This is a genomic window from Streptomyces sp. NPDC107454 (genome assembly GCF_055582885.1).
In genome coordinates this window covers 113,750-133,228 of the sequence record NZ_JBVJPA010000013.1, presented here as the reverse complement: position 1 = coordinate 133,228, position 19,479 = coordinate 113,750, and the positions used below count along the sequence as shown (strand labels likewise).

17 protein-coding genes are annotated in these 19,479 nt (G+C 71.2%); 12 read left to right on the top strand and 5 right to left on the bottom strand.

The window, feature by feature from the left end:
• The first annotated feature begins 87 nt into the window (after positions 1 to 87).
• Together ACZ69M_RS31650 and ACZ69M_RS31645 are read left to right on the top strand one after the other, a co-directional pair.
• Positions 88 to 1,473 (top strand): transcriptional regulator, encoded by a 1,386-nt coding sequence (locus ACZ69M_RS31650; protein WP_470055188.1) that lies wholly within the window; start codon positions 88 to 90, stop codon positions 1,471 to 1,473.
• A 225-nt stretch (positions 1,474 to 1,698) separates the two neighbouring features.
• On the top strand, positions 1,699 to 3,468 hold the full coding sequence (locus tag ACZ69M_RS31645) for a hypothetical protein (protein ID WP_470055187.1): 1,770 nt from the start codon (positions 1,699 to 1,701) through the stop codon (positions 3,466 to 3,468).
• Positions 3,469 to 3,513: 45 nt separating this feature from the next.
• On the opposite strand, the gene ACZ69M_RS31640 is transcribed toward ACZ69M_RS31645, so the two are convergent.
• Positions 3,514 to 4,842 (bottom strand): ABC transporter substrate-binding protein, encoded by a 1,329-nt coding sequence (locus tag ACZ69M_RS31640; protein ID WP_470055186.1) that lies wholly within the window; start codon positions 4,840 to 4,842, stop codon positions 3,514 to 3,516.
• A gap of 171 nt (positions 4,843 to 5,013) precedes the next feature.
• On the opposite strand from ACZ69M_RS31640, the gene ACZ69M_RS31635 reads away from it, so the two are divergent.
• Positions 5,014 to 5,460, top strand: coding sequence for an SCO4402 family protein (locus tag ACZ69M_RS31635; protein ID WP_054235639.1), 447 nt, complete (start codon positions 5,014 to 5,016; stop codon positions 5,458 to 5,460).
• 86 nt (positions 5,461 to 5,546) lie between these two features.
• Positions 5,547 to 6,428: a formyltetrahydrofolate deformylase gene (gene purU, locus ACZ69M_RS31630; RefSeq protein ID WP_095857981.1), complete on the top strand. Its 882-nt coding sequence runs from the start codon at positions 5,547 to 5,549 to the stop codon at positions 6,426 to 6,428.
• Positions 6,429 to 6,500: 72 nt separating this feature from the next.
• Here the strand turns inward: purU and ACZ69M_RS31625 are convergent, their stop codons facing one another.
• Both ACZ69M_RS31625 and ACZ69M_RS31620 read right to left on the bottom strand, forming a co-directional pair.
• Positions 6,501 to 7,907, bottom strand: coding sequence for a maleylpyruvate isomerase N-terminal domain-containing protein (locus ACZ69M_RS31625; protein ID WP_470055185.1), 1,407 nt, complete (start codon positions 7,905 to 7,907; stop codon positions 6,501 to 6,503).
• The gene (locus tag ACZ69M_RS31620; RefSeq protein ID WP_470055183.1) at positions 7,904 to 8,485 is read right to left on the bottom strand and encodes a sigma-70 family RNA polymerase sigma factor; all 582 of its coding nucleotides are present in this window, start codon (positions 8,483 to 8,485) and stop codon (positions 7,904 to 7,906) included. Before ACZ69M_RS31620 ends, ACZ69M_RS31625 begins: the two co-directional genes overlap by 4 nt.
• A gap of 395 nt (positions 8,486 to 8,880) precedes the next feature.
• Between ACZ69M_RS31620 and ACZ69M_RS31615 the strand changes: the two genes are divergently transcribed.
• Together ACZ69M_RS31615 and ACZ69M_RS31610 are read left to right on the top strand one after the other, a co-directional pair.
• Entirely contained in the window at positions 8,881 to 9,264 is a 384-nt protein-coding gene (locus ACZ69M_RS31615) for an STAS domain-containing protein (RefSeq protein ID WP_180292960.1), read from the top strand.
• Between the two features lie 155 nt (positions 9,265 to 9,419).
• Positions 9,420 to 9,932: an EF-hand domain-containing protein gene (locus ACZ69M_RS31610; RefSeq protein WP_470055181.1), complete on the top strand. Its 513-nt coding sequence runs from the start codon at positions 9,420 to 9,422 to the stop codon at positions 9,930 to 9,932.
• Between the two features lie 75 nt (positions 9,933 to 10,007).
• Here the strand turns inward: ACZ69M_RS31610 and ACZ69M_RS31605 are convergent, their stop codons facing one another.
• On the bottom strand, positions 10,008 to 11,513 hold the full coding sequence (locus ACZ69M_RS31605) for a class I adenylate-forming enzyme family protein (protein ID WP_470055179.1): 1,506 nt from the start codon (positions 11,511 to 11,513) through the stop codon (positions 10,008 to 10,010).
• 160 nt (positions 11,514 to 11,673) lie between these two features.
• On the opposite strand from ACZ69M_RS31605, the gene ACZ69M_RS31600 reads away from it, so the two are divergent.
• The 4 genes from ACZ69M_RS31600 to ACZ69M_RS31585 all read left to right on the top strand — a co-directional run bounded on the left by ACZ69M_RS31600 (position 11,674) and on the right by ACZ69M_RS31585 (position 15,928).
• Entirely contained in the window at positions 11,674 to 12,867 is a 1,194-nt protein-coding gene (locus ACZ69M_RS31600; RefSeq protein WP_067372012.1) for an amidohydrolase family protein, read from the top strand.
• A 7-nt stretch (positions 12,868 to 12,874) separates the two neighbouring features.
• On the top strand, positions 12,875 to 14,029 hold the full coding sequence (locus ACZ69M_RS31595) for an acyl-CoA dehydrogenase (RefSeq protein WP_470055177.1): 1,155 nt from the start codon (positions 12,875 to 12,877) through the stop codon (positions 14,027 to 14,029).
• A 10-nt stretch (positions 14,030 to 14,039) separates the two neighbouring features.
• Positions 14,040 to 14,969: an acyl-CoA dehydrogenase family protein gene (locus ACZ69M_RS31590; protein WP_470055175.1), complete on the top strand. Its 930-nt coding sequence runs from the start codon at positions 14,040 to 14,042 to the stop codon at positions 14,967 to 14,969.
• Positions 14,970 to 15,445: 476 nt separating this feature from the next.
• The gene (locus tag ACZ69M_RS31585) at positions 15,446 to 15,928 is read left to right on the top strand and encodes an ATP-binding protein (RefSeq protein ID WP_470055173.1); all 483 of its coding nucleotides are present in this window, start codon (positions 15,446 to 15,448) and stop codon (positions 15,926 to 15,928) included.
• Positions 15,929 to 16,351: 423 nt separating this feature from the next.
• On the opposite strand, the gene ACZ69M_RS31580 is transcribed toward ACZ69M_RS31585, so the two are convergent.
• Positions 16,352 to 17,278, bottom strand: coding sequence for a cyclase family protein (locus ACZ69M_RS31580; protein ID WP_470055171.1), 927 nt, complete (start codon positions 17,276 to 17,278; stop codon positions 16,352 to 16,354).
• Between the two features lie 99 nt (positions 17,279 to 17,377).
• Here ACZ69M_RS31580 and ACZ69M_RS31575 point away from each other — a divergent pair, with 99 nt between their 5' ends.
• Both ACZ69M_RS31575 and ACZ69M_RS31570 read left to right on the top strand, forming a co-directional pair.
• Positions 17,378 to 18,292 (top strand): SDR family oxidoreductase, encoded by a 915-nt coding sequence (locus ACZ69M_RS31575; RefSeq protein WP_470055169.1) that lies wholly within the window; start codon positions 17,378 to 17,380, stop codon positions 18,290 to 18,292.
• Positions 18,293 to 18,332: 40 nt separating this feature from the next.
• A complete protein-coding gene (locus ACZ69M_RS31570; RefSeq protein ID WP_470055167.1) occupies positions 18,333 to 19,478 on the top strand; it encodes an acyl-CoA dehydrogenase family protein in 1,146 nt (381 codons plus the stop codon).
• The last annotated feature ends 1 nt before the right edge of the window (position 19,479 follow it).

The window sequence follows — 19,479 nt, the reverse complement described above, 5'->3', positions numbered from 1 at the left end:
TCATGGCCGACTTCCTTCGCTGGGTTGGCCGATGAGGACACGTCAACTCGGTGCGTGGGCAGGCACCGCAGCCACAGGGGGTACGCCATGGCCGCAAGGCCTCTCGTCGCCAGGCAGCCGAACGAACGGCTGCAGGCGCTCATCCAGGAAGCGGGCTGTTCCAACGCCGGCCTGGCCCGCCGGGTCAACATGTGCGGCGCCGAGCACGGCCTCGATCTGCGCTACGACAAGACCTCGGTGGCGCGCTGGCTGCGCGGTCAGCAGCCGAGGGGGCGCGCTCCCGCGATCATCGCCGAGGCGCTCGGCCGCAAGCTGGGCCGTACGGTCACGATCGACGAGATCGGCATGGCCAACGGCAAGAACCTCGCGTCGGGCGTCGGGTTGCAGTTCTCGCCGACCGTCCTCGGCGCCATCGAGCAGGTGTGTGAGCTGTGGCGCAGTGACGTCGGGCGCAGGGACTTCCTGTCCGGCTCGTCCGTCGCCGCCTCCGCGCTCGTCGAGCCGAGCCGCGACTGGCTGATCTCCGCGCCGGACTCGCAGGTGGCGCGTGCGGCGGGTCCACGGGTCGGGCTCTCGGACGTGGCGGCGGTCCGCGCGATGACCCAGGCGCTCACCGATCTGGACCACCAGTACGGCAGCGGGCATGTGCGCCCGGTCGTCGTGCACTACCTCAACAGCGTGGTCTCCGGGCTGCTCGCGGGTTCGTACCGGGAGGGCGTCGGACGTGAACTCTTCTCGGCGGTCTCGCGGTTGACGGAACTCGCGGGCTATATGGCCATCGACACCGGTCAACCGGGCCTCGCCCAGCGCTACTACATCCAGGCGCTGCGGCTCGCCCAGGCGGCCGGGGACCGGGGATACGGCGGGTACGTGCTGGCCGCGTCCATGAGCCACCTCGCGGCGCAGCTCGGCAACCCGCGCGAGATCGCGCAGTTGGCGCGCGCGGCGCAGGAGGGGGCGCGGGGGCGGGTGACACCGCGCGCGGAGTCGATGTTCCACGCCGCGGAGGCGCGCGGGCACGCCCTGATGGGCGACGCGCGCGCCGCGCAGGTGGCGTCCGGGCGTGCGATCACCGCGCTCGAGGGCGCCGACGCGGCCTCGGGGGACGACCCGACGTGGATCGCGCACTTCGACGAGGCCTATCTTGCCGACGAGTTGGCGCACTGCCACCGTGACCTGGGTCAGGCGGAGGCCGCCGCGCGCTGCGCCGAGGAGTCCCTCGCCGGGCATCCGGAGTCGCGGGCCCGCCGCCGGGCCATCGGTTACGTCCTGCTGGCCACCGCGCAGGTCCAGCAGCGCGAGGTGGAACAGGCGTGCCACACAGGTCTGCGCGCGGTCGAACTCCTCGGCACGCTCCGCTCCAACCGCGGCGCCGAGTACCTGGAGGACTTCCAGCAGCGCTTGGAGCCGTACCGGGACGAGGCGGTGGTGCGGGAGTTCGGGGCGCGGATGGAGTTGCAGGCGGCGGCGTGAGTGGATCGTGTGTGCGCCGGTGAACACGCGGTGTGCACGGGCGTGAACGCCGGGCTAACGAAGGCGCTTGGAGTGGGAGGTGTCAGAAACAGCGCACGATGGGGCGTATTCGTTACCCCGGTCACAGGAGACGGGGGTAACGCCCTGTGCTGCGTGGCACGGGCGCGTGGGGACCCGGTAGCGTGAGCCGACGATTCCGAAGGTCCCCCATTAGTAGGAGTCCCGGTGACGCAGAGTGGACAGGGCGAGCAGCCCTCGGCGCGCGCGGCGCGCGAAGGCATCGTGCTGCCCTCCGACGGCGGCGAACCGCTGTTGCCGGGCATGACGGGCGACCGGGCCGTTCCGGCGGCCCCGGCGATCCCGGCGAGCGGCCAGACCTGGGACCAGCCGTGGGGACCGGACCCGTCGGCGGCACCGGCCCCGCAGCCGGCCGAGGGCTGGGGGGCGCCCGTGAACGGCACCCAGACGTGGAGTGGCTCCGAGCCGTCCCCGTCCAGCGCCCCCACCCCGGACTGGGGCGGTCACGACCCGTCCACCCAGACCTGGGCCGCGCCCGAGCAGCCGGCGCAGGGCTGGGGCGCCGCCCCGGCCCAGCAGCAGGGCTTCCCGGCCCAGCAGGCCCCCGGCGGCCCGCTGCCGGCCGAGGGCGCCCAGCCGCCGTCGTACGGGGAGCAGCAGCCGTACGGGGAGCAGCAGCCGCCGTCGTACGGCGGTCAGGAGACTTCCTCCTACGGCGGCCGACAGGATTCGTCGTACGGCGGCCACCAGGGCGGTGCCGTACCCCAGCAGCAGGGCGGGCATGCGCACGCCGCCGCGCTGCCGCCCGCGGTACCCGGGGCGCTGCCGACTGCCGTCGACGAGGGCGCCACGCAGTACATTCCGCCGGTTCCGGCCGCGGCCGAGGGCGCGACCCAGTTCCTGCCGCCCGTCCCCGCCACGCCCGCCGAGGGGGCCACGCAGTACATCCCGCCGGTGGGACCGGGTGCGCTGCCGCCCGAGGTGTCCTCGGGGCCGCTGCCCCCGGCCGCGCACCCCGACGCCGAGGCCACGCAGTACATCGCCCCCGTGCCCGCCGAGCCTGGCGCGGCGCCGTACGGCATACGTCCGGGCGGGCCGGAGGACCGGCAGCCGCCCGCGGAGTTCGACAACCTGTTCCGCAGTGCGCCCGGCGCGCCGAGCGCGTCGGAGGGGCCCGCGTCCACGCAGCAGCTGCCGCGGTTCGAGGCCCCTGCCCCGCACGCCCCCCACACTCCGCACGCCCCGTATGCCGCGCAGGCCCCGGGGATGCCCGGAGCGCCGGGCGGGCGGGCCGCCACCCGGCGCGGCGCGGCCGACGACGGCAGCGGCGGTGGCCGTGGTGGACGGAGCCGCTCGCGCGTCCCGCTGATCGCGGGCGTCGGTATCGGCATCATCGTGCTCGGTATCGGGGCCGGCGCCATGCTCAGCGGCGGCGGAGGCGGCGACAGCGGCAAGAACGACAGCAGCAAGAACGTGTCGGCGACGGCCGCGCCCACGGACGGCTCGTCGTCGGGGGCCGACCCGGCCAAGGCGCAGGCCGTCGCGCTGGACAAGCTCCTCGCGGACAGCAACAGCAGCCGCGACTCGGTGATCAACGCCGTGGAGAACGTGAAGGCGTGCAACAACCTGGACCAGGCGGCCAGTGACCTGCGCGACGCGGCCAAGCAGCGGTCCGGACTGGTGACCAGGCTCGGCGCTCTCTCGGTCGACAAGCTTCCGGACAACGCCCAGCTGACCGCCGCGCTGAACAGTGCCTGGCAGGCCTCCGCGTCGGCCGACAACCACTACGCGGCGTGGGCCGACCAGGTCAAGGGCAAGAAGGGCTGCAAGAAGGGCCACGCCCGCACCACCGGTCAGACCGCGGCGGCCAACCAGGCCAGCGGCACCGCGAGCGCGCAGAAGGCGAAGGCCGCCAGGCTGTGGAACTCGATCGCCTCGACCTACGGACTGACGCGGCGCACGACGACCCAGCTGTGACCGCCCGGTCCGAGACCGGGTGTCAGCCCGGTCCGAGACCGGGTGTCAGTTCGAGTCCGCGTTCTCCAGCGTCTTCGACACGTCGATGAACCCGTTGCGCTCCGACGCCAGCTGACCCTTGCGTACGACCTGGAAGGTGACGTGGGCGTTGACCAGGCGCGGGAAGTCGACGGCCGCGATCAGGTCCTCGTAGCGCCAGCTGAGGGTCGGGGTGAGCCGGCCGGTGGTCACCTTGAGGCCGTTGTCGAGGGCGTGCCGGATCGCGAGCGAGGTGATCTGGTTGTCGCCCAGTGACTCGATGACCGACTTGAGCACGTTGTACGCGATCCAGGTGGTCTGCACACCGGCGTCGGCGGGGTCGATCCGGTTGTCGCCGAAGGCCTGCTCCTTGATCACCTCGCGCATCGGGTCCCAGCGCTTGTCGCTCGCCACCGGGTACCAGCCGGTGACGTGCGCGCCCTCGTACGGGCTGGACTGGCCGCCGGTGGAGTCGATCAGGGACTGGTTGAGGCTGCCCAGCACCGTGCCCGTGCCGACCTTCGGATAGTCCTGGCGGTCGCGCCGGAAGGAGTCCATGAAAGTCTGCGTGCGGTCCCCGAGCGCGGACACCACACAGCCCCGCTTGAGCGGGTCCGAGCTCGCGCGGCTGAGCGCGAGCTGGGTCTGCTGCGAGTACTCGGTCGCGTCCTCGGCGGCCCGCTGGTCGGTGCCGGCCGCGTGGCCCTCCGCCTTCAGGCCGGCGTTGAGCAGCACCGGGAGCTGGTCGCCGGCGACGGTGTCGGGGCGGACGAGCGCCACCGGGCCGCATGTCTTGCCGAGCTGCTCCCCGAGACCGGCCAGCAGGGCCGGCTCGCCGCCGTTGATCGGGTAGGAGAGCGGGCTCGAGAACTCGTCGTCGGTGACGCCGTAGCCGCCGATGTACGGGATGCCGGCGGCCTCCAGCGGGGCCAGGAAGGAACGGCCGTGCTGGCTGTAGGAGCCGACGACCGCGACCACGTTCTCGTCGGCCGCGCGCCGGGCGCACTTCGCCGCGTACACGGTGTCGTTGTGGTCGTTGCAGGTCAGGACCTTGAGCTTGTGGCCGTTGATGCCACCGTTCGCGTTGACCCAGCGTGCGTAGGCCTCGGCCATGGCGGGCATGCCGGGCTTGTTGGTCGCGGGGGTGTCCTGCGGCGCCCAGGTCATGACGGTGATGGGGTCGTCCCCGGAGCCCCCCGTGATACCGGGGACGACCCCGCACCCGACAGCGATCGACGCGCACGCCACCACCGCGCCCGCGAAAAGGGCTCTGGCCTTGACCTTCGTCGAGACTTTGGCCCCGGTCCGCTGGGGGCGGTCGGGTGGTGTGGTGCTGGTGCGTCGCCTACCGGTCATGGACACGCACGATTCCGCCACATCACTAACCTGCGTGTGACCCGTGGTCAACGTGAGGTGACGTAGAGGTGAATTACGGGGGGCGATGATCGCATTTTCGCGGAGAACGTACGATCGTCGACTGTGCAAGGTTCGGAGAACTCTTCCCGTCGCGGCCGTCGCTCCTCCACCATGGGCGGCATGCCACTGAACGACATGCCCTGGTGGCGCTGGCGCAGCAATGTGCGTTCCGCGCTGCACATGCTCTCCGACCCCACCTTCCAACGTGACGTCTGGCTCGCCGGGATCGACGGGTACGGGGACGTCACCGACGCCGTGTACCGCCTGGTCGAGGACACCTGGCTGGACAACTGGTCCGCCGAGAAGTACGTCGGCACGATCTTCCGGGACTCCCAGGAGGCGGCCCTCGTCGACACCGCCGTGCTCCGCGTACTGCGGATCATGCACCAGGTCGGGCCCGACGCCCCCGTCTCCGCCTACCTCGACCACCAGGCGTGGCCGGAGGCACTGCGGGCGGCGCGCGACGCGCACGTACGTCTCGCGGTGAGCGACGGCGAGGATCCGGACACTCCGCCGCGGACGCTGGAGGTCCTGCGGATCCTGACGCGCTCGGCGTAGGGTCCGCCCGGCGGGACGCTCGGCGCGGCGTCCGCGTGGCGGGACGGTCCGTCCGGCGCGGTGCCTCGTATGGGACCCTGTCCTGCATGAACGATCAGTCCACCGGCGCCGCCGCGCCCGCCGAACAGTACGTCCTGACCCTCTCCTGCCCGGACAAGCAGGGAATCGTGCACGCCGTGTCGAGCTACCTCTTCATGACCGGCTGCAACATCGAGGACAGCCAGCAGTTCGGCGACCACGACACGGGACTGTTCTTCATGCGCGTCCACTTCTCGGCGGAGGCGCCGGTGACCGTGGACAAGCTGCGCGCGAGCTTCGCGGCGATCGGTGACTCCTTCCACATGGACTGGCAGCTCAACCGGGCCGAGGACAAGATGCGGGTCGTGCTGATGGTCAGCAAGTTCGGCCACTGTCTGAACGACCTGCTCTTCCGCGCGCGGACCGGCGCGCTGCGCGTCGACATCGCGGCCGTGGTCTCCAACCACACGGACTTCGCCGAGCTCGTGGCCTCGTACGACGTCCCCTTCCACCACATTCCGGTGACGAGGGACACGAAGGCGCAGGCCGAGGCGCAGCTGCTCGAACTGGTCCGCTCCGAAGGGGTCGAGCTGGTCGTGCTGGCCCGCTACATGCAGGTGCTCTCGGACGACCTGTGCAAGCAGCTCAGCGGCCGGATCATCAACATCCACCACTCCTTCCTGCCGAGCTTCAAGGGCGCGAAGCCCTACCACCAGGCGCATGCGCGCGGTGTGAAGCTGATCGGCGCGACGGCGCACTACGTCACCGCCGACCTCGACGAGGGGCCGATCATCGAGCAGGAGGTCGAGCGCGTCGGCCACGACGTGACGCCCGACGGGCTGGTCGCCATCGGACGGGACGTGGAATGCCAGGCGCTGGCGCGCGCGGTGAAGTGGCACGCCGAGCGCCGGATCCTCCTGAACGGCCGCCGCACGGTGGTGTTCGCGTAGGACACGCGGAGGCTCGCCCCCGGCCCCGGGGATCGTTTCGGCCGCGGGTGGACGAGGGCGGACGGGGGCGGCCTACATCCGGCTCAGGGACGCGGCGGCGAAGAGTACGTCTCTGATGGCCTCGCGGTCGCCCACCTGACCCGCCGCCGCTTCCTCCGGCGACACATGCCCCGCCGCCAGCCGGCAGAACTCCACCCCGTCCAGGGCGACATGCGCGACCTCGTGCTCGGCGGAGGCGACGCTCGCCGGGGAGTCGAGCGGGATCAGCCACTCGCCCCCGCCGGAGCCCTCGATCTCCAGACGCAGACTGCGCCCGGGCGCCCCGGCGGCGACGAGCCGGCGGGGCGCCGGAGCCGACAGCCCCGCCCGCCGCCGCTCGGCGAGCGACACGGGCAGCATCCGCGCCGCCAGGTCGATCATCCTGTGCAGATGACGGGGCGCGGGCGGCTCGTACGGATAGTCCACGGCGTCCGCGATGTCCCCCGCGTGCACCCAGCACTCGAAGGCGCGATCCAGCATCGAGTCGCTGAGCGGCAGCGCGAAACCGCCGTACGACACGGCGAGTCGCCCGGAGCCTCCGCCCGCGAACGACACCGTGCGCACGATGTGGTGGCTCTGCTCCCGCCAGGGCGCGCGCACGGCCCGGGTGGGCGGGAAGTGCGAGGCGCGCCAGTACGCCTCGGTGCGCTGCGAAGGGGTCGGGGCGCCCGCGGCCGCCCCCTCCGCCTCGGTCTTCTCGGCCGTCGCGCCGCCGAGTGGGTCCTCCAGACCCAGCGCGATCCCCACCAGCCCGTCCACGGAGAGCAGATGCGCGATGACCCCGGCCACCGTCGTACGCCGGCTCACGGGCCCGTCGCCCTCGAACCAGCGCAATCGCACCGGCGCGTGCCACTCCGCGTCTCCTATGTCCTGCAACAGCGCGTCGAGCCGCGCGGCCTCCGCATCGTAGGGCGCCGCCCACTCGGGCACCGGGATACGTGCCGGACGCCGGTCCAGGCAGCCCTCCAGGACCCGGGTGCGCAGCGTCGGGTCGAGATCGAGGCTCTCCGGCCGGTGCAGCAGCCCGACCGCCCCGCGCAGCCGCAGCGCCTCGTCCGCGCACGAACCGCACTCCCCGAGGTGCTCCTCGACCGCCGCCGTCTCCTGCGCCGAGCAGGCGGCCAGCGCCCACGCGCCGAGCAGCGACTTCAGCACCCGGTGTTCCAGGACGAGCGGCGCGGGTTCCGGCAGCGGCAGTCCGGTGTCCTCGACGGAGGAACGCGGCGTGGGGATGCGCGCCGGCTGCCCCGGCCCTGCGGGCCCGGCGGGACCGGTGGACCCGCCGCCGTCCCCGTCACCCCCGCCGCCGTCCTCGCCGTCCCCCTCACCGTGCTGCTCGTTCGCCCCGTGCTGCTCGTGCTCCTCGTGTTTTTCGTGTTTGTCGAGAGGCCTGTCGAAAGGCTCGTCGACGGGCCCGAACCGGTCCGCTCCTCCGCTCACCGCGCACCTCCGAATTCGGGCGGCGTGCCGGAGAGCCCGGCGTCGTGGGCGGTGGACAGCAGTTGCAGGCCGAGGCGGAGCCGGCGGCGGGCCTCGTCCTCGGTGACGCCGAGGTCGGCGGCGGCCTGGCGGTAGTCGCGACGCTGGAAGTACGCCAGCTCCAGGGCGGCCCGCAGTGGGGTCGGCATGGACGTGACGATGTAGTCCGCGCGGGCTGCGACGGAGGCGCTGCGCACCTTGCGTTCCAACTCCTCGGTGGTGCCGCCGCCGTCCAGGGCGAGCGCGGCGGTCTCGGTGGCGCGCAGCCGCTGCACGGCGAGCCGGTGGGTCAGCGTGGCGATCCAGGAACGCAGGGGCCCCTGCTTGGGGTCGTACGACTCGGGACTCTGCCAGACGTGGGCGAAGACCTCGCGGGTGATGTTGTCCGCGGCCCGTTCGTCGCCGAGTACGCGGTGCGCGAGGCCGTGCACCAGCGAGGCGAACCGGTCGTAGAGCTCACCGAGCGCGGCCGCCTCCCCGCGTGCGAGCCGCTGCTGCATCTTGCGGTCCCAGCGGGGCGGTGCGTCCTTCGTCGCCATGCGGCCCCCTCACTCTGCTCCTGCCCGGCGCCTGTCCCTGCCGTCCCTGTCCGTACCTGTCGGCGGCCGGCGTCCCCGTCCAGCCTGTGTGCATCGCTGTCTCGAATGTAGTCGGCACGTCCGACAGCGCACGCCCCTTTACGTCAATGTGCGCCCCTGGACGGGGTCCGGATGGTAGAAGCCCATCGCTTCCCCCCTTGGATCCGATCGAGTTAGACCGTACGTGACCACTGGACGACCGAAACAGCTCGGTCGTCCAGCATTTTCGACCGTAGACCGACGTTTCATCGATCGCGTCCCGGTGTTTCATGGAACGACGGTGGGGCAGCCGCGCTGACAGGAAGCGTAAGAAGTGCTTCCGTTTTCGGCGGGCGAGGCGAGCGGGAGGCGTTGTGGTGACGCTCAAGGTGACCGACGACGAGTGGGGCGAGTGGGGTGAGTGGGCCGTGCTCCGGGTGTCGGGCGAGATGGATCTCGTCACGTCTCCGGTGCTGCGCCGACGGGTGCACGAGGCGGTCGCGGAGGGCCGCCACAGTCTGGTCCTCGACCTCTCCGAGGTCCTCTTCTGCGACTCCAGCGGCGTCGGCGTCCTCATCGCGACCCGCCGCCTGGTCCGCTCCTGCCAGGGGCGCCTGCGGCTGATCCTGCCGGCCCAGGGCGCGTCCGACGTGTCGCACGTCAACCGCGTTCTCGGGGCCCTCGGCGTGCGCCGCCTCTTCGACGTCTATCCGGACGTCGTCTCGGCCGTCGACGAGGAGTCGAGCCCGCTGTCGGCGTGAACCCGCGCCACACAGTTGTCCGGGAATTCCCTCGGTCTTGGCACAACCGTCGTTTTCCCGCACCCCCGGTTGCCCGGGCGTCGTACGCTCCGTGCCAGATGAAACCGCAGTCCGGCTGAGAGTCCGGCTGAGTTGTAAGGCGGTCCGAGAAGACCATGGTCAGTACCGAGTACGAGCGCAGGATTGCCGCCCGCTTCGCCGGCTTCGACCAGGACGGCAACGGCTACATCGACCGGGAGGACTTCAACGCCGCGACGAAGGCGGTTCTCACCGAGTTCGATACGGCGGCACGGTCGGACAAGGGCCAGGCCCTGTACGTCGGCGCGGAGGCGTTCTGGCAGGGCATGGCGGGGATAGCGGATCGGGACGGCGATCAGCGCATCACCCGGGAAGAGTTCGTGAACGGCGCCGTGAAGCGGCTGCGCGACAATCCCGACCGCTTCGGGGAGATCGCCCGTCCCTTCCTGCACGCGGCCCTCGCCGTCGCGGACACGGACGGGGACGGCGCGGCCACGGTCGAGGAGGCCGTCCGCGTACTCAGGGCCCTGGGTGTGCCCGACGGCGTCGCAGCCTTGGCCGCCGCCGCGCTCGACACGGACGCCGACGGCCGGATCGGCGAAACGGAGGTCGTCACCTCGTTCGCCCGCTACTTCACCGTGCCGGAGTAGCCCCCTACGGGACCCACGACTTCCCGAACCGCCCGGGCCCCGTGGACCCGGGCGGCTCCTGAAGTCCGTGCCCCCTCATCCCACCCCCGAAAACCGCTCCCGGAGCTTGTACTTGAGTACTTTCCGGAGCGTTTCGTTGCGGGGGAGGGCGTCCACCACCTCCAGCTGCTCGGGGAGTTTGTGGACGGAGAGTCCTTCCTCGCGCAGGTACGAGACCACGACGGCGAGCGTCAGTTCGTCGGCGCCCGGGGGCTGTTCGACCACGGCGCAGACCCGCTCGCCGCGGTCGGCGTCCGGGAGGCCGATCACCGCGACGTCGCCGACCGCCGGGTGCCGGTGCAGCAGGTCCTCGATCTCCTTCGCCGAGATGTTCTCGCCCTTGCGGATGATGACGTCCTTCAGGCGCCCGGTGAGGACGAGGTGCCCGCTCTCCGTCAGATGACCGACGTCGCCGGTGATCAGGAACCCGTCCTCGTCGAAGGCCTCGGCGGTCTGCGCCGGGTCCAGATACCCCTGGCAGACCGCCTCCCCGCGCAGCCGTACCTCGCCGTCCACGATCCGTATCTCCATGCCCGCCGGCGGCCTGCCCTCCGTCGTCGCGAGGTTCTCGGCCGTGTCGTCCGGAGCCCCCATCGTGATCATCGGGACCTCGGTCATCCCGTACCCGTGGGTGAGCTGCACGCCCATCTCCCGGACGACGGAGTGGTACACCTCGGGCGGCTTCGGCGCGCCCCCGCCCGCCAGCAGCCGCAGCGTGGGGACGACCGGCTCGGACGGCCGCTTGCGCTGCTCGGCGAGGAACATCGAGTAGAACGCCGTCGAACCGCCCGCCACCGTCACCCCGTGCCGCCGGTACTCCGCCAGTGCCTCCGGCAGCGCGAAGTGCTCGAACATCACCGCGGGGAAGCCGTACAGCAGCAGCATCACCGTGTAGTCGGGCCCGGCGATGTGCGCGTACGGGAAGGCCATCGAGCCCACGTCGTCGGCCGACAGGTGCAGCGCATGGGCGAGACACGACCCGCCCGCGATCAGTGAACGGTCCGTGTGGAGGACGCCCTTGGGGTCGGACGTCGTCCCCGAGGTCCAGTAGATCCAGCGGACCGAGGTGCCCTCGGCGGGCGGAGCGGGCAGCACGGCGGGATCGCCGTCCGGCAGCACGTCGTACGCCTCGAAGACACCCTTCGCACCGAGCCGCCGAGCCATCGCCGTGTGGTCGAACCCGCGCCACTCGCCCGGCACGGCGAAGTACTCGGCCTTGGACTCCCTGAGCGCGAAGCCGACCTCGCGGTCGCGGTAGAAGGGGATCACCGGGGACTGCACGGCGCCGAGGCGGGCCAGGGCGAAGGACAGCAGGGCGGTCTCGATACGGGTGGGCAGTTGCCAGGCGACCACCGTGCCGGGGCGTACGCCCATGTCGTACAGGCCCGCCGCCACCCGCTCGGCGCCCTCGCGCAACGCGCCGAAGCTCAGGGTGCGCTCGCCCTGGAGGAGGACCGGGCGGTCGGGGGTGAGGTCGGCCCGGCGGGCGACCAGTTCCCAGAGGGTGCGGGATGCGCTCAGTGCGTGGGCGGTGTCGTTCACGGCGGCGGCCCCCTGTGACCGTGATGAAACTGACGGACAGTCAGATCGTGCGCAGAGCGTAGGGCTCGGCGCCTTGTCGGTCCAGGGGTGCGGGACTAGCCTGCTGAGGAAGTGAGAATCTGACGACCCATCAGATATGTACGCCAGGCGGAGGGGAACCATGACCGAACTGCCCCGCATCATCAGCGTCGACGACCATGTGATCGAGCCCGCGCACCTCTTCGAGACCTGGCTGCCGAAGAAGTACCAGGACCGGGGACCCAAGCCCCTCACGGCCGGCATCGGTGAACTCGCCTACGTCGGCGGCAAGTACCAGATCACCATGGACCCGGACGGCCCGCCCACCGACTGGTGGATCTACGAGGACCTCAAGTTCCCGTACAAGCGCAACATCGCCGCCGTCGGCTTCGACCGCGACGAGATGACCCTGGAGGGCATCACGCGCGCGGAGATGCGGCGCGGCTGCTGGGATCCCGTCGAGCGGCTCAAGGACATGGACCTCAACCACGTCGAGGGAAGCCTCTGCTTCCCGACCTTCCCCCGCTTCTGCGGGCAGACGTTCGCCGAGGCGCACGACAAGGAAGTGGCCCTGGCCTGCGTGCGCGCGTACAACGACTGGATGGTCGAGGAGTGGTGCGGTGACAGCGGCGGCCGGCTGATCCCGCTGTGCCTCATCCCGCTGTGGGACATCGAACTGGCGGTCGCGGAGATCCGGCGCAACGCCGCGCGCGGAGTGAAGGCGGTGACCTTCTCCGAGATCCCCACCCACCTCGGCCTGCCCTCCATCCACTCCGGCTACTGGGACCCGTTCTTCGCGGTCTGCCAGGAGACGGGGACGGTCGTGAACATGCACATCGGTTCCTCGTCGCAGATGCCTGCCGCGTCCCCGGACGCGCCGCCCGCCGTACAGGCCTCGCTGTCCTTCAACAACGCGATGGCCTCGATGATGGACTTCCTCTTCAGCGGGGTGCTGGTGAAGTTCCCACGCCTCAAACTCGCCTATTCCGAAGGGCAGATGGGCTGGATCCCGTACGCCCTGGAGCGCGCCGACGACGTCTGGCAGGAGCACCGCGCCTGGGGCGGCGTCCGGGACCTCATCCCGGAGCCGCCCTCGACGTACTACTACCGGCAGATCTTCTGCTGCTTCTTCCGCGACAAGCACGGCGTCGCCTCGCTGGACGTCGTGGGACGGGACAACGCGACCTTCGAGACGGACTACCCGCACGTCGACTCGACCTTCCCGCACACCAAGGAGGTCGCGCTCGACCATGTGAAGGGCCTCGACGACGAGACCGTCCACAAGCTGATGCGCGGCAACGCCATCCGCATGCTCGACCTGGACCTCGACAAGTAGCGGCCCCATGGACCTCACGTACACCCCCGAGGAGGAGGAGTTCCGCGCCCGGCTGCGGGAGTGGCTCGCCGAGGTGCTCCCGTCACTGCCCCCGAAACCGTCCCCGGGCGACTGGCCCGGCCGGCGGGCGTACGACCTCGGGTGGCAGCGGATGCTGTACGACGCCGGGTACGCGGGGCTGCACTGGCCGGTCGACGCCGGGGGCCGGGGCGCCACGCCGACCCAGCACCTGATCTACCTGGAGGAGACGGAAAAGGCGGGCGCCCCCTACGTAGGGGCCAATTTCGTCGGACTGCTGCACGCCGGGCCGACCATCGCCTCCGAAGGGACCCCCGCACAGCGGGCGCGCTGGCTGCCGCCGGTGCTGCGCGGCGAGGAGGTCTGGTGCCAGGGGTTCAGCGAACCGGACGCCGGCTCGGACCTCGCGGCGCTGCGCACCCGCGCGTGGCGGGACGGCGACGACTACGTAGTGAGCGGGTCCAAGATCTGGACCTCCCACGCCGAGGTCGCCGACTGGTGCGAGCTGCTGGTCAGGACCGACCCGGCGGCCCCGAAGCACCGCGGCATCTCGTGGCTCGCGATGCCGATGGACGCGCCCGGGATCACCGTCCGGCCACTGCGCACCCTCGCGGGCTCGACCGAGTTCGCGGAGGTCTTCCTCGACGAGGTGCGGGTGCCCGTGACGCACCGGGTCGGCGCCGAGAACGACGGCTGGCGCGTGACCATGGTGACCCTGTCGTACGAGCGCGGTACCGCCTTCGTGGGGGAGGTCGTGGCCTGCCGACGGGTGCTCGGGGAGGTCGCGCGCGAGGCCCGGAAGAGCGGCCGCTGGGACGATCCGGCACTCCGGCGGCGGCTGGGCGGGCTCAACGCCGAGTTCCGCGCGCTGTGGCGGCTCACCCAGTGGAACGTGAGCGAGGCACAGCGCAACGGGGGAGTGCCGGGGGTCGGCGGTTCGGTTTTCAAACTGAGGTACTCACACGCGCGGCAGGAGCTGTACGACGCCGCCGCCGAGGTTCTCGGGCCCGAGGCGCTGGACCTGGGCAGGGAGTGGACCCTCGACCGGCTCAGCTCCCTGTCGTACACCATCGCGGCCGGCACCTCGCAGATCCAGCACAACATCGTGGCCGAGCGGATCCTGGGCCTGCCGAAGGGACGGTGAGCACTTCCCCGTGGACTTCCAACTCACGGACGACCAGCGAGCCTTGAAGGCGGGAGTGCGCGAGCTGCTCGCGGCGCGGTTCGGCAGGGAGCGGCTGCGTGCCGCCGTGGACGAGGGGCCGAGGCTCGACCGGGCCCTGTGGCGCGAGCTCGGCGAGGCCGGGTTCTTCGCACTGCGCCTGCCCGAGGCGGACGGCGGCGTCGGACTCGGCCTCCCGGAGACGGTGCTCGCCTTCGAGGAGGCCGGGCGGGTCCTGCTGCCCGGCCCGCTGATCGCCACGCACCTCGCGGCGGGCGTGGTGGACGGGGCCGCCACCGGAGAGACCGTGGTGACGGCCGTCGACGGCGGCGGCCTGGTGGAGTGGCTGGCCGAGGCGGACGTCGTACGCGGGGACGCGACCGGCGCCGAGCCGCTGCGGCCGGTGGACCCGCTGACACCGCTGCACCGGGTACCCGTATCCGGTGGGACCGGTCTCACCGGCGTACGCCCCGTGGGTTCCACCGGCGCACTCCCCACGACTGCCCTCATTTCGCTCCTCACGGCGGCCGAACAGCTCGGCACCGCCGCCCGCGCCTGCGAGACGGCCGTGCAACACGCCCGGACCCGCGAGCAGTTCGGGCAGCCGATCGGGGCCTTCCAGGCGGTCAAGCACCTGTGCGCGCAGATGCTGGTGCGGATGGAACTGGCGCGCGCCGCGGTCTACGCCGCCGCCGTCACGGCCGACCCCGTGGACATCGCGGCGGCCCGGCTGCTCGCCGACGAGGCCGCCGTGCGTGGCGCCCGCGACTGCCTCCAGGTGCACGGCGGCATGGGCTTCACCTGGGAGTCCGACGTCCACCTGTATCTGAAGCGGGCTTGGACGCGGACTCAACGCACGGGAATGGCTACGGAGAGTGAGGAGTTGTTGGCGGCCGACCTGGTGTCCGGAGTGGGCCGATAGGGCTCTGTGCAGGCACGGTCCGGAAAGGGGCGCAATGAATGTCGCGGATCGTGGCATACCGGAATTACAGAGCGTTGATATCGGGTTGTGTCCTATGCGTGACTTGTCACGGCCTGGAGTCGGCGGCGGGCTCGGGTACCTTGTGTGGGATGCGAGTGGTTCCGAGATCGAGTGATCCCGGTGTTGCCTCTGAGGCCGCGCCGGATGCGGCGATGCTCGCCGCTCGCAAGGCAGTGCGGACCCCCGTGACTGCCTGTTCGACTCCCCGTGGCGAGCGTCGCACAGTATGCCGCACGCGTACTCCTTCGCGCTGGAATATGCCCGAAGCGCTTGTTGGGGTGACTGTACGTCAACCATGCTGTCTCTCAAGGGAATCACGTTCCGTGATCCTGGTTCTGGTCATGCAGGTCATGGCCACGATCGTGGCCCTCGTGAGGCGCGAGGCGATGTGTCCGCCGGTTCGGATGGTGTGAGCGGTGCAGGTGCTTCAAGTGCAGCTGGAGATCCGGCCCGACCCCGCGGAGGTGGGGCGAGCTCGGAGGTGGGCCCGTTCGCGGCTCGCCGGGTCCGGGATAGGGGTCGATGAACCGCTCGCCGAGACGCTGATCCTGCTCGTCTCCGAACTCGTCACCAACGCCGTGGTGCACACCGGCTGTCCGGCCGTGCTGCGGCTGTCCCTGCCGGGCGTCCTCGGTGAGTCCATCGGCACCGTCCGCCTGGAGGTGGCCGACTCCAGTGCCCGCCCCCCGGTACCCCGGCATGCCGAGGGCGACGAGACCAACGGCCGCGGCCTGGAGTTGGTCGACGGCCTGGCGGACCGCTGGGGCTGGAACCCCGAGGGTGCGGGCAAGAGCATCTGGTGCGAGGTCGACCGCTGTACGCAGGGAACCCGGGCGGGGGTCGCGTACGCGGCCTCCTCCTATGAGGACTTCGCGTACGAGGCGTACGAGGCGGTCTAGCCCGCGGCCGTACCCGCACCCGTACCTCTGGTGGCTCCGGTGCGGGAGCACGGTTCGTGCATCTGTGCACGCGTTCCGTTTCCGCGGCCCGGGTGGGGGCCGAGTGCGCCGGGATGTGCTTCCGTGCGCGCCTTCGCAAAGGGCGCGTAAGTGATAATTCCCCGAACGGGTGTTGACGTGACGTGTCCGTTTGATCACGCTTGTGTTCAGCGATTCGCCGCGAGGGGACGACGAGGGCTTCGGTGACGGGAGCCCTCGGCGAGTGCGAGTCGTGATTCGGCGTCGGCTCCTACAGGGCCACAGGGAGCAGGGCGGGTACGCCGGAACCGGATGGCGGCGCGCGATGCCGTGCTCGGGGCGCGCAGTGGCGCGCCGCCAGCCGACCCTTTTCCCCGGGAGTCCCAGGGGATCCAGGCGCTCACCTCAGAGGATGGCGACCGGTGCCACCGGGGTCCCCGTGCCGCCCACGAAGGGTTCCGGCATCGCGGACAGCAGGAAGGTGTAGCGATTCTCTTGTCCACAGGCTGTGGACAACTCTTCGAGATTCCAGTTCTGGCCCTGCAGCATCCCCATCTCGACCAGGTCGAGCGCGTGCACGGGCAGCCACAGGTCCTCGATCTCGGGAGGGAAGATCTCAAAAGTGAGAGTGTCGTTCGCGACGGCCGCGACATCGCGCGCGTGGAACCACTCGGGCGTACGGATCGACAGCCCGGGTGACGGATACCCGTACGCGTGCTTGTCGCCGGCCAGACAGACCTGGATCTGCCCGGTCCGTACGAGCACGATGTCCCCGGACCGCACCCGGGTGCCCGCCAACTCCTCCGCCGAGTCGAGGTCTTCGGGGGTCACGGGGTGCCCGCCGTCGAGGCGGTCGACGCCCCGCGCGCGCGGGATGTCGAGCAGGACGCCCCGCGAGACGATGTGCCGGGGCTTGTCGATGCCGCTGAACTCGGCGCCGCCGTGCGGGGTGATCGTGCCGGCCGGGCGGCCGTTGTAGAGCTTTCCGGAGTGCGAGACATGGGTGAGCGCGTCCCAGTGGGTCGCTGCCTGGAGTCCCAGGGTCACGGCGTCGTCGCTGCACGCGACCGTTCCCGGACCGAAGATCTCCTGGTTGATCTGCACCATGACGTGCAGCGGATTGATCCGCCCGGGGATCATCCCGGTCTGCACCCCGTCCTGCTGGAGCGGGAGCGCGAGCGGAACGCGCCGCCCCGTGCGGACGCAGGCGACGGCCTCTCGTACCACCTCGTCGGTGATGAGGTTCAGGGTCCCGATCTCGTCGTCGGCGCCCCAACGCCCCCAGTTGTTCACGCGCTTGGCGATGTCGTGGAACTCGACCGGAAGTGACATGAGTCCTCCGCGGGGCTTGTCTCCGGGTATCTGACGGGTCGTAGAATCCGAGGAGACCGAATCTAACGGACCGTCAGAAACTGCGGGAAGGGGCCGGACGTGGGGAACTTCTTGGCAGGAAAGGTCGTCGCCGTGACGGGGGCGGGCCGCGGGATCGGCCGCGCCGTCGCGCTCGCCGCGGCGGCGGAGGGCGCACGGGTCGTCGTCAACGACTACGGGGTGTCCATCGAAGGCGCCGAGCCGACGAGTTCGATCGCCGACACCGTGGTCAAGGAGATCGAGGCGGCGGGCGGGGAAGCGGTCGCGGTGGCCGACGACATCTCCACGATGGCCGGCGGCCAACGGGTCGTCGACGCGGCACTGACCTCGTACGGACGTATCGACGGAGTGGTGTGCGTGGCCGGCATCCTGCGTGAACGGATGCTCTTCAACATGTCCGAGGAGGAGTGGGACCCCGTCGTCGCCACCCATCTGAAGGGCACGTTCACGGTCTTCCGGGCGGCTTCGGCGGTCATGCGCAAACAGGGCGCGGGCACCCTGGTCGGCTTCACCAGCGGCAACCACCAGGGTTCGGTCGCGCAGGCCAACTACAGCGCGGCGAAGGGCGGGATCATCTCGCTGGTCCGCAGCGCCGCACTGGGCCTGCACAAGTACGGGGTGACGGCGAACGCGGTGGCACCGGTCGCCCGTACCCGCATGTCGGCCAATGTCCCCATGGAGCTGAAGGAGATCGGCGAACCGGAGGACGTGGCCGCGCTGGTGGTCTACCTCCTCTCCGACCGTGCCCGCGAGGAACGCATCACCGGGCAGGTCTACACGATCGCCGGCCCGAAGATCGCGGTGTGGGCACAGCCGCGGGAGCTGCGCGCCGGGTACGCGGAGGGCGGCCCCTGGACTCCCGAGCGGATCGCGGACTTCCTGCCGGGGACCGTGGGCGTGGACCCCATGCCCCTGCTGGAACAGGTGGAGGCGATGGCGCGGGCGGCGGCGCGCAAGGCGCGGCCGAACGCGTGAAGTGCCGTTGTTCTGTTGGGCCCGTGGGCGAGGGGGACACATGGAGTTCGGATTCGACGCCGAGGACGAGGCCTTCCGGCGCACGGCACGGGACTGGCTGAGCGCTCACCCGGTCGGTGAGCCGGTCGTCCGCCAGGACTGGGAGCGGGAACTGGGCCGGGGCGGCTGGATCGGCCTCGGCTGGGCGGAGGACGGCTACGGCAACCGGCGGGCGAGCCTGACCCAACAAGTCGTCTGGGCCGAGGAGTACGCCCGCTCCAAGGCCCCGGCCCGCTCGGGCCACATCGGCGAGAAGCTCCTCGCCCCCACCCTCATCGCCCACGGGACCCCCGAACAGAAGGCCCGCTTCCTGCCGCCGGTCGCCCGCGGCGAGGAACTCTGGTGTCAGGGATACAGCGAACCCGGCGCGGGCTCGGACCTGGCGGGGATCCGTACGGCCGCGGTACGGGACGGCGACACGTACCGCGTCAGCGGCCAGAAGATCTGGACCTCGCTCGCCCACGAGGCGCACTGGTGCTTCGTCCTCGCCCGTACGGAACCGGGGTCGGCCCGCCACCACGGCCTGTCCTTCCTTCTCGTCCCGATGGACCAGCCCGGCCGCGTCGAGGTCCGCCCGATCCGCCAGCTCACCGGCACGAGCGAGTTCAACGAGGTCTTCTTCGACGGGGCGGTGGCGCGTGCCGAGCACGTGGTCGGCGGTGCGGGCAACGGCTGGCAGGTCGCCATGAGCCTCCTCGGTTTCGAACGAGGGGTCTCGACCCTGGCCCAGCAGATCGGTTTCGCGCAGGAGCTGGGCCGGGTGATCGAGACGGCCGTCGCCACGGGCGCCGCGGCCGACCCGGTCGTCCGCGACCACCTCGTACGCCAGTGGGCGGAGCTGCGCACGATGCGCTGGAACGCCCTTCGGACGCTGGGCGGTTCGGGCGACGCGGGCGCGCCCAGCGTCGCCAAGCTGCTGTGGGGCCGCTGGCACCAGCGGCTCGGTGAACTGGCGGTACGGGTGCGGGGCGCGGAGGCCGCGACCGGCCCCGGGGACTGGTCGGCCGCGGCACCGTACGAACTCGACTCCTCCCAGCACCTGTTCCTGTTCAGCCGGGCCGACACCATCTACGGCGGCTCGGACGAGATCCAGCGCACGATCATCGCCGAGCGCGTGCTCGGCCTGCCGAGGGAACCCAAGGGCTGAG